The organism is Nostoc sp. NMS8 (assembly GCF_017115045.1).
GTDB lineage: Bacteria > Cyanobacteriota > Cyanobacteriia > Cyanobacteriales > Nostocaceae > Nostoc.
Genome location: NZ_JABXKK010000108.1, coordinates 47,230 through 60,251 on the forward strand (window position 1 = coordinate 47,230; position 13,022 = coordinate 60,251).

Here is a 13,022-nt window from a genome sequence, read left to right on the forward strand (position 1 = left end):
GTTAATTTAGCTACGATCATCTCTAGGTTTTATTCAGTAATTTACAGTTATGACTTATATGGATGTTTACCCCAGCCAAGCTGGATTCATGGCTGTACTATCATTTTGGGTTGTAGTTTTATATCGTTCGTACTGCCCTTTAGCTGCTGCCTCACGAGTACGCGCTAACAGTGCTGTAACTTGTGCTTGATCCATTGGCTTAAAGGTGCGGACTGCCTCAAACGCCTGGTCTAAGATTCTCGTGCTGTCGATGCCTGTAATTACTACTGACGTTGGCAAATTCATTGCGTAATGCAGACACTCGATTGCACTGACGGTGTTGCTTCTGAGAATGTAAGATTCTCCGATGGATTTCATTCCCAGCACACCAATGTTGTTTTTCACTAATACAGGTAAAACCTGATGTTCAAAACTTCTAAAATGGGCATCCATCACATTCAAAGGCATCTGCACGGTATCAAAACGGAAACCATTTTGTGCCGCAGTTTCCAACATTTGCAAGTGAATCTGAGGATTTTTATGTCCTGTGAAACCAACATAGCGAATTTTGCCCGCTTTCTGGGCTTCCAAAATTGCTTCCATTGCGCCACCAGGAGCAAATACGCGATCGGGGTCTTCAAAACGCAGTATTTCATGATGCTGCAATAAATCAATGTGATCAACCTGCAAATCTTTGAGCGATTCATCAATCTGCATTTTGGCAGCGCCTTTGGTGCGACCGTCAATTTTTGTCATCAGGAAAACTTTTTGGCGATAACCATCCTTAAGAGCATTTCCCATCCAACGGTGGCTACGTCCGTTGTTATAGTCCCAAGAGTTATCCATAAAGTTGATGCCGCGATCGATCGCACTGCGGATTAACTTGATACTTTCTTGCTCTTCTTGAATTTTTCCAATGTGATACCCCCCCAAGCCAATCACAGATACTTGTTCTCCAGTGCGTCCGAGGTTGCGATATAACATTTCACCGCGTCGAGTTGGAGTAGCTGAACTTTGGGCTAACAGTTGAGTATTTTCATCAACAGTTTTTGTTTGAGCGAGAATCGGTTGCAAAAATCCTTCCGAAACTGCAAGTCCTGCTGCCACTAATCCCGAAGCAGAAGCAGTTTTTAATAAGCTGCGTCTACTGATTTCCATAATTGTCTCCTACAAGTAACAACAGGAATGAGCCGTATACTATCACAGCAATCTGACATGGAGACTCTAACTAAGGTGTGTTTTGAAATGTACTCCGCAAGATACATTAATAATGCAAGTCGATGCATTCACAATGCCAGTCGATACATTCACAATGCCAGTCGATACATTCCCAATGCCAGTCAATACATTCCCAATGCCAGCCGATGCATTCACAATGCAAGTCGATGCATTCACAATGCAAGTCGATGCATTCACAATGCAAGTCGATGAATTGCAAAAACTTACCCTTATTTAAGATTACCTAATTTAAATTTTGGTCTTACTGATGATAGATTTTTTGTTTTAATGGGTACATTAAATATAGATTATACTACTGTATCCATTTATGACTATCCAAGACATAACACGCCGTTTACGTCCTCAAACCATTAGTCAAGATATTGACTCATTCCACGGCTTGCAAACCGTCAGCACCTATAACACAACTCGTGCTGATGCCTCAGCTGCAAACTTACAGGAAGTTTATCAGACGATGTTGATTTCTCAGCAAACCGAAACTGAGAAACTAGCTTTATACCGTGCGGCGGCTGATGCTGCCCGATTAGCAGAGTGGGAATTTCATAATGCTGTATTAGCGATGAAAGAAGTTGTACGCGGGCAATATGGCTCAGATAGCGATCAAGCTCAAGCAGTAGGACTGAAGAAAAAATCAGACCGCAAGCGTCCTTCGCGTAAAAAAACAGTTGCGATCGCGTAACTACCCGCCGGAAGCGATCGCAAGCTAATCAACTTGATTGAGTTTGAAAATTAGCGATGCCTACGGCTGGCTACGCCTACGCATTTGCAGTATTTGGCGTTGCAGTTGATGAGAGATGCGATCGCGCTGTTCTGTAGCCGATCCTATACCTCAGTTGAATGATCAAGATAATCAGGAAGCTTATCTATTAGGTTTCCTTCTGTAGTGTGCCCTTACAGGGGTTCCATCTTCTCGAGTATAGGCATCAATATATACATAATCACTTTGATTAGAAATCTTCTCATATTCTTTTACTGAAACTGTTTTTTTGGTCGCAACTTGTTTAACAGATGGTTGTGGTGTTTTATAGGTGAGGCTAGTAGATTGCGCTCGATTAGTCTGGGAAAGATTTTTTATTTGTTCCCTTAAGCTAGCTATTTCATTTTGTTGCTGCTGATAGTGTTTATATAGTGTCTGGTATTGTAATTGCAACTCTGATTTCTGAGAATTCAATTGAGACTTTTCGCTTTGTAAGTTCTCAACGTCAGATTCCTTGCTTCGGGCATAAACAACAATATCTTGAATTCTTTTCTGTAAATCTGATTTCTCTTGATTCAGTTGAGACAATTGATTTTGTAAGTTACTAACTTGAGCTTTTTTTTCTCGATCAATCTCTCTTGAATTCTGAATGTCTCTTTGGAAATTAGATATTGAATTTTGCAAGCTATCTATTTGAGCTTGTTTTTTTTGAGCTAACTCTGTTAAATCTTGGGTGTTCTTTCGTAAAACAGCTATATCAGCATCACGCTCAGATATAGCTTTATGTAAAGCAGAGATATTTTTAGTAAGATTAGAAATTTCCTGTATACGCTTATTTAAATCGTTAGTATTATTTTGTCTACTTCTAAGTAAACTGTTAAATTGCTCAGATAAAAGATTGATTCGAGAACGCAACTCGTTAACGAGTGCTTGATAACTACTATCAGTTCTAGACCTGTCAGATCCTAAAACCAGTTTTGCTGATAAAACCTTGATTAAATCATCAATTTTATAAGCAAGACGAAGACGATATGGACTAATATGATTAGCGTTTTGTGCTATTTCTACAGCTATTCTTTCAATTACTTGTGAAAGAATAAATTGTGAGGATTGCTTGCTTCTTGCAAAAATAACTAGATTAGTTACAATTGTATCGAGTCGTTCATAATCCTTTTCAGCCTGACTAGCTAAAAGAGAACGAGCGATCTTCTGTATACCTGCAAAAACTTGGTATCTCTTAGGTTTTCTAGGTTCTAATTCTTGGGTAATTTCGCTTCGTTTATATTCTAATGCCTCAAGTGTCCTTGCTATTTTTTCAGGATTTGCAGTAGGATCTTCACCGAAACGTTCTAAGATACCTTGGTAAAGCCAAGCTTGAGATTCTAACTTATTCAGTTTTTGAACTTGCTGTTGATTATCTGCTTGAGAGAATATATCTGTTTTTTGTAACTTTTGTTGTAAGCTGTTAATCTTTGCTGAAATAGTACCTTTGAAACAAGCAAGCAATAACTCTAAGGCTTGACCAAAAGGAAAAGAATAGTCAGCCAACCAACCAAAGAAAACCCAGAAAACTAGAGAACCTATCAGAAATACGACTACTTTAACGTAGTTGTAAAACCTGTTAAGTAAGTTTCTATTGTCTTCCAGGTCTGAACTTTGTAGGTCAAAGTAAAACTGATTAACGAAAAAGTTGCTGACCTATTTGTTGACCTATAACTGTACCAGGATTGTTATTAACGTTGAGGTTTACACCTGATTGAGTATTCTGAGAGACATTAGAGGTATTCTGTATCTGCTGGTACTGACTAACTAGTCTCTCTAAGTCCTCTTGAAATGTTTTGTCAGATTCAGCTTCACTCACAAGCGCAGCTTCTAAAAGCTTTGGTTCTTGTTTAGCCTTCTCAAGCTGAAGTCTCCCTTGAAATCTTGCTTTCAAGAAATCTAAGATATCTGCTCCAGCTTTCTCTAAAGTACCACCTGTAGCTTTATCAAGTGCATAAAGTACTATATTCACTGCTTGCAAAGCCAGCACAGATAAATCCATGTCTGTAGTAATCCTGATTTAATCCCTATCAATTTATAGCACATTCCTACAAAGTCTCCCACAGAAAACAGAGTTAAAAAGCGATTGTATTGACGACCGACAATGCGATCGCATCTCTTATAAACCGATGCAATCGCGTCATTCCTGAAAGCTCAACGGCAGCAATTAATCTCTTGCGCTCATATCTTGCATTTTCTGATTGCTCGGACGCTCCAACTCCAAATCATCCCAAGAAACTGGATCTTCTACTGGTTCTAAATGAGTTGTAACGTGAGTTGAAGGCAGCACCCCAAGAATAGCAAGCTCAATTGCCTCGCATAAATCATGCCCTTGTTGCACTGTCCAAGATCCAGGCACAAGAACATGAAAGGAAACAAAGCGGCGGGTTCCAGCAGTACGGGTTCGTAAGGCATGAAATTGGATATCTTGACGTTTGTACTCGTTAAGGATGCTCTTAATTGCGTCAATTTCTTTTTTAGGCAAAGCTGCATCCAGTAACGCGCTACTGGTTTCCCGCAGCAAACGAAATCCTGTCCAAGTAATATTTGCTGCTACTATCAGCGCGACAATTGGATCGAATACGAGAGTGCCTGTTAGCTTGACGAGTAAGATTCCAACTATCACACCACCCGAAGTCACCACATCGGTAAACAGATGGTGAGCATCAGCCCTCAGTGTAATGGAACGCAACCGTCGCCCTGCTCGTAGCAAGATAAAGGCAACAACGCCGTTGATTGCGGTTGCAAATAGGGAGAGTGTCAACCCGAATCCTAACTGTGTTAATGGTTCTGGATGCAACAAGCGTCCCCAAGCTTCAACAGCAATGCTAATCGCTGCCACTATAATCAACGCACCTTCTGCACCACTGGAGAAGTATTCGGCTTTAGAATGCCCAAAGGCGTGTTCGGCATCGGCTGGTTTATCAGCGTAGGTCAATGCCCATAAAGCGACCAATGCAGCTAGGAGATTTACAATTGATTCAATAGCATCTGAAAGCAAACCTACTGACCCGGTTAGCTGGTAAGCGCCGAATTTTAGGGCAATAGTGATGATTGCCGCTGCAATCGACAAGAAAGCGTAGGATCGGGCTGTTGGACTACTCATCTCGGTCACGGACGTAATTACAGTGATTCCCAGATAAGAGTACCAAATTTTACTTGACTGGTCATCAGTCCTGAGTCTTCTACTGATTGATATTTCAAGACGCGATAAATCCAAGACGCGATAAATCGCGTCTCTACAAGTCTCTACAAGTGTATTGGTTGACAACGCGTCCTAGATTCGGGTCTATTACCGCATGTTTCATTAGCGCCATTAAATCATTAGACATCTCCATAAATTAAAGATGCGTTACCCAGAACCCTTGTAGAAACGTAGTACTGTTATGTTTATACATTCTTTTTCGGAGATGTCTATTGTCTAATTTGGCTCACGGCTGACATCTGCATTGACAACTAACAGAGGATTAGTACTGATACCACGCACAAAAATATCTACACAGGTTTCGATATAGTCCTCACAGCTATAGTTGCCTTGATTGAATTTGACAGTGCGGCATAGCATTCCAGCTAACAACATTCCTGTAAACATATCCACTGCCGGAAACGGATCGAGGTCTGCTCTAACAGTGCCTCGTTTCTGACTCGATTGCAGGTAAGCTACAAGTTTCTCCCCTAATGGCTTGGCAGCTTCTTGAATCACTTGTTTGGCTGCCTCAGGATGACGTTTGGCTTCTCCAATGAAGGTACGAATTAAGTCTTCCTGTGCCTCTAGCATCGTATTGTAAAGATAGGCATACTGTCTTAAATCAATTTTTAGATCCTGCGTCCAGGCTTCGGGATGTGCAAGGGCTTCTGTCTGGAGTGCCAAAGCATTTTTCATTACTGCTCCCAGAAGTTGTTCTTTGCTAGCAAAGTGGCGAAATAAAGTCACCTCATTCACACCAGCAACACGGGCTATTTCACGGGTAGTTGCTCCTTGAACACCTAAACTAGCAAATACCTGCAAGGCAGCTTCTATCAAACGTGTACGGGTAAGAGTTGATGAACGGATGGTTTTATGCATTGATGCTGGCAAGTACTTACTTCAATAATATGTTATGTAGAAAAGGCGGTTGTAACTTGGGAAAAAAATAATCGTGATGCCAGCATTTTTAAAGTTATTAAAAATCTTTACCCTCTCAAATTGATTTCGGTGCAGGAGCTAATGGTTTACTCATTTTAGTAACTGGAACAACTATCCCACTTCTTAAATAATGAGGCGCTCTTTGGATGGCAGTAAATCCCAGTCGTAAATAAAACCCTTCAGCATAAAGGCTAGCAGTTGTAATTACCTCACCTACCCCTTGCTCAGTTGCTTCATCACAAAAATGTTGAACTAAAGCACGGCCAATCCCTTTTCCTTGATATTTAGGATGGACGTACAGCCCGATTAGTTCATCAACAATGAAACTAGCAAAACCTACAACGGCATCTCCCTCGATCGCAACCCAGTAAGTTTCCACTTTCATACTTTTCAAGATATTTGAACCATCAGCTTTGTTGCGGTAATAACGCCAAGCTAAAAGTTCTTTTTGGGTGTAAAAAGTTGCAGGCAGAGCTTTGATAGCAGCAATATGAATTGCACTCAGCGCCCAGGCATCTGTTTCCTGGGCAGGTCGAAGAGAGATTTCGTTAGCGCTCATAGGTTCAGGACTGGCATTCAGATTATACCATTTTGGATTTTAGATAGTAGTTTGCAATTGAGTCACAACTCGCTGGACAATTTGTCTTCTGATTTCTTGAAGATTGTGACTCGCAGCGGTAACTTGAGCAAGTACAGCCGCAGGGGCAGTTTGGGGAGAACCACTGTTAAAGGGCGGTTGAGGATTGTATTCGATCGCTAGTTGAATTCCTTGGGCGATCGCTTCCCCAAATAACTCAGCAGCGATCGCTAATCCAAAATCAATGCCAGCTGTCACACCGCCGCCTGTAATTCGATTGCGATCGATGACAACTCTTTCTGTAACTGTCTCAACTCCCAACATCTCAAGCAAATCCAGCGATCGCCAGTGAGTAGTGGCGCGATAGCCCTGAAGTAACCCCGCCGCCGCCAGCAGCAAAGAACCAGTGCAGACAGCTGTAACGTAGCGGGCTTGTTTACCTTGGGTTTTGAGAAAGTTGAGAAACTTTTCATCTTCCATTTTGGCATTAATACCTGGGCCTCCTGGCACAAATAACACATCTAAGGCTGGGGCTTGAGCAAAGGTGGTGTCAGGTAAAAAGGTGAGGCCGCGATCACTCCGAATTGGTTCGAGTGTTTCCGCTAGCAGATATAATTGCACCTTTGGCAATTTGGCAAAGACTTCATAGGGCCCCGTGAAATCTAACTGTGTCAAATTTGGGAACAATACTATTCCAATGGATAGAAAAGGAACTTGTTCTATAGCAGTCATTATTTATACCCTTGTTCACGAAAATCTTGATTCAGTTACTCCCCCAACCTGCCCAATAGTATAGCGCCTGAAATATAATCTACGGTAATTTTATTCTGATAAAGTATAATAACTTCTAATTACCAGTAAACCTATCGACAAACCGTATATTATGGATAAAGCAATAAAATAATCGGCTTCAAAAGACTAATTTTGAAGTAATCAAGCAATATCTTGTGATATTTAGCTAATTTTGGGGTGTTTATTTTGAATATCTTCTCAAAGCTTGCTCCCTTAGAGTATTAACCAAGCCAGAAGACATTAGAAAGTTAAAAGGAGTGAATGTGATCAACGCCATACAAATTAACGAAAACTTGACAACTACAGGACAAGTCATACCGAAACAGCTTGAGCAAGCTATTCAAGAAGGTTTTAAATCGGTTCTAAATTTGCGATCGCCTGATGAATTAGGATTTTCTAAGGATGAGCAAAAAATAGCAGAAGCATTAGGGCTGTATTATCAAAATGTTCCACTCAAGGTGGATCTAAAAAATTTAAATGAAGAGGTGATTACCAAAATCCTCACGACACTCGAACAAATCCCTAAACCAGCAGTTGTGCATTGTGCTGCTGGGATGCGCTCAACTGGAATTGCACTGTTGAGTATCGCTATCCAGGAAGGATTAACACCAGAAGAAACCCTAGCAAAAGCTAAGAATCTTGGCTTTGGATTCTTTGAACATGCTGGTATTAGTCCCCGATTGAAGCAATTATTTGTGGACTACGTTAACAAACACGCAAAGGTAGCTGTACCTGCTAGTTGATTTGAGGTGTTAGTGATTTCTAATTGTTATGTCCTAATAGATCAATACAGTTCACAATAAGCAACAAAACACTTGTAGAGACGGCGATTTATCGCGTCTCGAAAACCCAAAATTGTTGCCAGTAGCCCTTAACCCAAGCGTATTGCCTAATAGACTAGACATTTGCTATACAAATCATTGAATTCAGAATTTAGAATTCAAAAGTCAGAATCAAGATGCTCTCTACGAGACGCTGCGCGTGGCTTGTTTCTTTGCAGCGGTAGCGAGTTGCACAGAATTCAATTCTGTTAGCGGATAGCTAAGGTTTAGCCATTCTGTTTCCTGACTCCTGAATTCTTTATTGTTAAATTAAAAACTGCTCTTGCTGAAAGTAGACAAGAGCAGTTTTTAATTGCAAAGCCCAAAATAATAATTTAGGCATCTTCAAGTTCAAATTGAGCCACCGTAACGGCGTTCAAAGCGAAAGCTAAAACTAATGGCATCGGCGACTGAAACCAAAAAGTAAAGAAAACAGCTAAAATTGTGCCAAACACCGCGGACATTGACCACAATCGTTCTTCAAAAGTCAGTCCATTTTCGGCTTTAATCAATCTGAGAGCATGAACTGGAATCGGTTCTGGCATTACCCCACCCGGAGGGAAAGCCCAGAAGTTATTACGTCGCTCGACAAACAAATCTGTCCAGCCATTCTCTTGGCACCATGCCTCAATCCATTGAAGTGAGTAATGATTCATCATCGGGTTTGGGAGTTCGGTTTGTGGAAGTTGTGTACTTGGTGAATGTCAACTCTTGGAGATTCCTGAAGAACTAACTAATCGCTATAAAATTAACGCTAATTATCGAACTTTTAAGCTTTGTTAAGCAATTGAGACGCATATAATTACGCTAAAACCTTGCTTTCATTAATTAAAAGACTAACAGTGGATCGGGGCTATTGAATTTAAAAGACAACAAACTTTACTTGAAAAATTGAAAGTCAAGAATTGTAAATAAGTCGGTGAGTATTACTGCTTAAAAGACTCTTTATATCTTGAAATTGCAATCTAAAAATGAAGAATTGTGAACAAATCAACAAACTTCACCAATAGCGTATCCCGACAATAAAGCAAGCCTTGTCTGCGACATTGTAGAGAAGCAACGAGACTTCAGTTATTTTTCAAACTGAGTTAAATTAGTTTTCTCTCTCAAGAGCGATGATTTAAAGTTATATACCTTTCTGAAGATAAATAGAATCAAAGTCAAAGTAGGAGTAAAGTATATGAGCAAATAAAAACTTACTTGAATCAGAGCAAATATTATATGTTGAGTATAATTTGGGGCATTGTTGTTGTACTGGTTGTTTTTTGGGCATTAGGACTGACACTTCATATTGCGGGAAATTTAATTCATGCAGTGTTGCTTTTAGCCATTGCCCTTGCTATCTATAATTTTTTCAAAGCGCGTGATGTGTGAATTTGGCTGCTGATAAGGGGTATGACTCGAAACAACAACGTGCGAGTCTACGCAAACGGGGGATTCGACCCCAAATACCAAAAAGGGTTTGGAAAACTAAGAAAACATATTGGTAGACCCATCAAGATATCTGTCACGAGATACCAGCAAGAACGTTGTTTTGCTTGGTATCAACGTAAATATCGTCGTTTAGTTGTTCGCTGGGAACGTCGAAAAGTATATTTTGATGCATTTCTTGATCTTGCTTCTATTCATATCTTGGATTCAAAGAGTTTTATTAGTGGGATAGGTTCATGCAATGGCAGGCTTATGTGAAGCAATTGAAGATTACAACCCAATCTGGGATGAAACTCGACTCGTAACCGAAGCTGCATTGTTAGGAAGTGCAATTGAGCATGGGCTATCAAAAGACATGATTATCTTGAAAAATAAGATTATTGGAGGAGGCGGAGAGTTATCTACGAATAATTGAAAACAATATACGTAATCGAGTGTTCCACTGGCAGCGTTCTGATGTATTGAACACTAGTAACCATACCATGACAATGTAAATGAGCTCAGTCAACCCTATTTCAGCACCCAATCCAAACCATCCCCAAGGGGTGTGGCTTCTGGCAATCCACCAGACTGCTAAACCATAAGGAATAGCAACTGCCAATGGTCGAGCAACTGCTAAAAAAAGTTGTCTCAATGATGTACCAAAAACAGATCGAAGTAAAAGGGGAAACCACCATAGACTAACAGTCACAAAAGCAACAAAAGTACCCAGGAGAGGGCCTATCATCCCAAACAAGTAAGTGCAGACAATACTGATGACTACATTTATTAATGCTGAAACTGTAGTAGGCAGTATCACTTTTGCGACATTTCCAGTACCGCTAAAACACCACCCCCAGAGGGACAAAAGCCCTAGTAGAAATCCATTGCTGGTAGCAAGCAAGGTAACGCCAGTACCACCAAAACGGTCTTGTCCAACCCATAACTGAATAAAGTAAGAGTTATAAGCCGCGATCGCCACCATAAAAGCTAGTCCCATCACTGCTACTAACTGCGTTAATTCAATCAAACGGGCGTTAAACTTTTCTCGTTCTCCTTTAGCATGGAGATCGGCAAGAGCAGCCCAAGTAGCATTACCAATGCCTTGTATTTGTGTTTGTGCCAGCATCGCCAGACGTTGGGTAATAAAAAACGGCACGATGCTTGCTGGACCAAGAGTGTAGGAAATGATAATATTATCAGTAAACAAGCCAAACTGGCCTGAAATATTTAAAACCAATGTAGGCCAGTTCAATTGCCAAAGTTGTTTCTCAATCGGAAATTGAGATTTGCGATCGCCAACAGCTATAAAAACATCTGGATAGCGGCGCAGTCCTTCCCAACACATTAATAATTGAAAAGAAATATTGCCCAAAAAAATAGCCAAATATTGCCCAGGAATGCCAAATCCAGCCCTTGCCAAGAGTAATGCTACACCAGTGATTAGGAGGTTTTGAAATCCTAAGAAGGCGTTGGCAAAATAACTGCGTTGGCTGGCATCTGCTAAGAAGCGAAAGGGGGTTAAGGGCAGTAAAAAAATACTCATCAATCCCAACCAATAGCCCTTTTGAACTTCGCCTACTAACACTCCTTTGACGGGTACTAGATGAGTGATGAAACAGCCCAGCACAACTCCTAGCAGCCCCATGATTCCCATAATTCGTAGATAAGCCCTGATACCGGTAGCTAATGTGAGGCGGACTTGTTGGCGATCGCCAAAACTCACTGCTTTAGCCAACAGTGCCAGCAATGAGCCACTAATGCCCAGTTCTAGGAGATGAAGATAATTTCCCCAATCACTAGCAGCGCGAAAAGCTCCATAGCGCTCATCGTTCAGCCAACTCAGTAGTAGGGGTGTGCTGACTAAACCTACACCCACTGTTATCACCTGTAACATAAGTCCAGTGACAAAGTTAACTACTGAGCGTTGAGTTCTATGCATTTGGCTTGTACGAAATCCATTGAATATTAGGAAGAATTACAGAATGGCTTGTTGTAATGCTTAAGTTATTGAATTTTAAATTCTAGATTTATCAGTCCACCACACATTTTCTCGAACTACTCGTGCAGGAACTCCAGCTAACAAAGAATGAGGTGGACAAGATTTATTGACAATTGCTCCAGCAGCAACAACTGACCCCTCGCCAATTGTCACGCCCTTTAAAACAGTTACATTACACCCAATCCATACATTATCTGCAATTACAATTGGGTCTGAATAAGGTGGTAAGCCAAATCCATGCCCATCATCATCAATTACGCTTACTCCAAAGGATATAGCACAGTTTTTCCCAATAGAAATTGAATTTTGAGCAGCTATTTTACTGCCATCAGTGATATAAGAATTACTTCCTATTGTCAGTTTGGCGGAATGTCCAACACTCAATTTTACACCCCGTCCTATGATGGCTCCATCTAAGAAAATTGTTGCGTTAGAATCGCAAGCAATTACAGTGGTATCATTTCTTGGAGTCGATGCACCTAATAAAGATATTCCGATGGAGCAAACTTCGTCAGAAGGCTGAACAATAATATCTGAAGATAAACTTAGTTGAATTCTACCTCGACATATAAACATACCTGCTTTTCCTGCACAACGGTTTAGATGCCATTGTGCTATCCAATTAACATCCGAGGCTCTACAAATCAAACGGTATACCATAGAAGTCTATTAGGTAAGATTTAGCTTAGAAGCAATCAAAATTATATTATCAGCGTAATCAAGACCTAGAATGCGAGTAATCATATATCTCGTTACCAAGTTTAAAAATTGCTGTCTCCAGGTTTGTCTTTCTGGTTCAAAAACAACTCTGTATCCTTCAACTTGCAAGCCCATACAAGTTAAATAAGCCCATAAATCATTGATATTGTAACAATGAAGATGAGTCATGTCTGAAGCCAATGGACTTCTTATACAACGTCCATTAGGAGTTTGTATAAATAAGACACCATTTGGAGCTAGTAAATCAATCAGTTTATGAATCAGACTTAAACCTTCTTTGAGTTGTAAGTGTTCGATCACATCTAGACATAAGATAGCTGAGTATTGATATGTTATTTCATCTAAAGTTGTATATGTATATTTAAATTCTTCTCCTATATCTTGTGTATGATAAATCTTTGAATAACCTGCTTGCTTAAATTTTTGCATGATTTTTAAGTCTCCTGCTCCTACATCAAGAACAGTATTTTGGCTTTTTATTTTACTGAAAATAACTTTCTCAACTTCACAAAGCTCTTGTGAAACCCACCACCTAATTAGAGGAAATTTTGGTATTTCTGATTGTAATAATTCTTTTCTTTTCCAATAATTCAAATAAACTAGATTCGATTGCATAT

At 40.2% G+C, this 13,022-nt stretch carries 14 protein-coding genes and 2 pseudogenes; 5 read left to right on the top strand and 11 right to left on the bottom strand.

Translation table 11 applies throughout. The features are described from left to right. Nucleotides 1–66: 66 nt before the first annotated feature. Complete coding sequence (locus HWQ39_RS28955; protein WP_292853133.1) at nucleotides 67–1,137, bottom strand: aldo/keto reductase; 1,071 nt, start codon at nucleotides 1,135–1,137, stop codon at nucleotides 67–69. Between the two features lie 388 nt (nucleotides 1,138–1,525). Here HWQ39_RS28955 and HWQ39_RS28960 point away from each other — a divergent pair, with 388 nt between their 5' ends. Beyond that, nucleotides 1,526–1,897, top strand: a complete 372-nt coding sequence (locus tag HWQ39_RS28960) for a hypothetical protein (protein ID WP_292853135.1) — start codon at nucleotides 1,526–1,528, stop codon at nucleotides 1,895–1,897. Nucleotides 1,898–2,077: 180 nt separating this feature from the next. On the opposite strand, the gene HWQ39_RS28965 is transcribed toward HWQ39_RS28960, so the two are convergent. The 6 genes from HWQ39_RS28965 to HWQ39_RS28990 all read right to left on the bottom strand — a co-directional run bounded on the left by HWQ39_RS28965 (nucleotide 2,078) and on the right by HWQ39_RS28990 (nucleotide 7,392). Next, nucleotides 2,078–3,463 (bottom strand): hypothetical protein, encoded by a 1,386-nt coding sequence (locus tag HWQ39_RS28965; RefSeq protein WP_292853137.1) that lies wholly within the window; start codon nucleotides 3,461–3,463, stop codon nucleotides 2,078–2,080. 130 nt (nucleotides 3,464–3,593) lie between these two features. Further along, nucleotides 3,594–3,959: a hypothetical protein gene (locus tag HWQ39_RS28970; protein WP_292853139.1), complete on the bottom strand. Its 366-nt coding sequence runs from the start codon at nucleotides 3,957–3,959 to the stop codon at nucleotides 3,594–3,596. Between the two features lie 165 nt (nucleotides 3,960–4,124). Then, on the bottom strand, nucleotides 4,125–5,063 hold the full coding sequence (locus tag HWQ39_RS28975) for a cation diffusion facilitator family transporter (RefSeq protein ID WP_292853141.1): 939 nt from the start codon (nucleotides 5,061–5,063) through the stop codon (nucleotides 4,125–4,127). A 315-nt stretch (nucleotides 5,064–5,378) separates the two neighbouring features. After that, nucleotides 5,379–6,023, bottom strand: coding sequence for a TetR/AcrR family transcriptional regulator (locus HWQ39_RS28980; protein WP_292853143.1), 645 nt, complete (start codon nucleotides 6,021–6,023; stop codon nucleotides 5,379–5,381). Between the two features lie 115 nt (nucleotides 6,024–6,138). Further along, nucleotides 6,139–6,642, bottom strand: coding sequence for a GNAT family N-acetyltransferase (locus tag HWQ39_RS28985; RefSeq protein WP_292853145.1), 504 nt, complete (start codon nucleotides 6,640–6,642; stop codon nucleotides 6,139–6,141). A gap of 39 nt (nucleotides 6,643–6,681) precedes the next feature. Continuing rightward, nucleotides 6,682–7,392: a DJ-1/PfpI family protein gene (locus tag HWQ39_RS28990; protein WP_292853146.1), complete on the bottom strand. Its 711-nt coding sequence runs from the start codon at nucleotides 7,390–7,392 to the stop codon at nucleotides 6,682–6,684. 323 nt (nucleotides 7,393–7,715) lie between these two features. Here HWQ39_RS28990 and HWQ39_RS28995 point away from each other — a divergent pair, with 323 nt between their 5' ends. Then, nucleotides 7,716–8,195, top strand: a complete 480-nt coding sequence (locus HWQ39_RS28995) for a sulfur transferase domain-containing protein (protein ID WP_292853196.1) — start codon at nucleotides 7,716–7,718, stop codon at nucleotides 8,193–8,195. 413 nt (nucleotides 8,196–8,608) lie between these two features. Here the strand turns inward: HWQ39_RS28995 and HWQ39_RS29000 are convergent, their stop codons facing one another. After that, nucleotides 8,609–8,932 (bottom strand): hypothetical protein, encoded by a 324-nt coding sequence (locus HWQ39_RS29000; RefSeq protein WP_292853148.1) that lies wholly within the window; start codon nucleotides 8,930–8,932, stop codon nucleotides 8,609–8,611. Nucleotides 8,933–9,494: 562 nt separating this feature from the next. Between HWQ39_RS29000 and HWQ39_RS29005 the strand changes: the two are divergent. From HWQ39_RS29005 to HWQ39_RS29015, 3 genes and pseudogenes are all read left to right on the top strand, one after another. Further along, nucleotides 9,495–9,620 (top strand): annotated as a pseudogene (locus tag HWQ39_RS29005) (DUF5670 family protein); the annotation flags it as partial. Between the two features lie 12 nt (nucleotides 9,621–9,632). Continuing rightward, nucleotides 9,633–9,736, top strand: a pseudogene (locus HWQ39_RS29010) (IS5/IS1182 family transposase); the annotation flags it as partial. A 209-nt stretch (nucleotides 9,737–9,945) separates the two neighbouring features. Further along, on the top strand, nucleotides 9,946–10,119 hold the full coding sequence (locus HWQ39_RS29015; protein ID WP_292853150.1) for a hypothetical protein: 174 nt from the start codon (nucleotides 9,946–9,948) through the stop codon (nucleotides 10,117–10,119). Here the strand turns inward: HWQ39_RS29015 and HWQ39_RS29020 are convergent. The 3 genes from HWQ39_RS29020 to HWQ39_RS29030 form a co-directional block, all read right to left on the bottom strand. Beyond that, nucleotides 10,102–11,625: a polysaccharide biosynthesis C-terminal domain-containing protein gene (locus HWQ39_RS29020; RefSeq protein ID WP_292853152.1), complete on the bottom strand. Its 1,524-nt coding sequence runs from the start codon at nucleotides 11,623–11,625 to the stop codon at nucleotides 10,102–10,104. The two genes, HWQ39_RS29015 and HWQ39_RS29020, sit on opposite strands and share 18 nt — an antisense overlap. A gap of 75 nt (nucleotides 11,626–11,700) precedes the next feature. After that, nucleotides 11,701–12,261 carry an acyltransferase gene (locus HWQ39_RS29025; RefSeq protein ID WP_292853154.1) on the bottom strand — a complete coding sequence of 187 codons (561 nt, stop codon included), beginning with the start codon at nucleotides 12,259–12,261 and terminating at the stop codon, nucleotides 11,701–11,703. Nucleotides 12,262–12,354: 93 nt separating this feature from the next. Beyond that, on the bottom strand, nucleotides 12,355–13,020 hold the full coding sequence (locus HWQ39_RS29030) for a methyltransferase domain-containing protein (RefSeq protein WP_292853156.1): 666 nt from the start codon (nucleotides 13,018–13,020) through the stop codon (nucleotides 12,355–12,357). Nucleotides 13,021–13,022 lie beyond the last annotated feature (2 nt).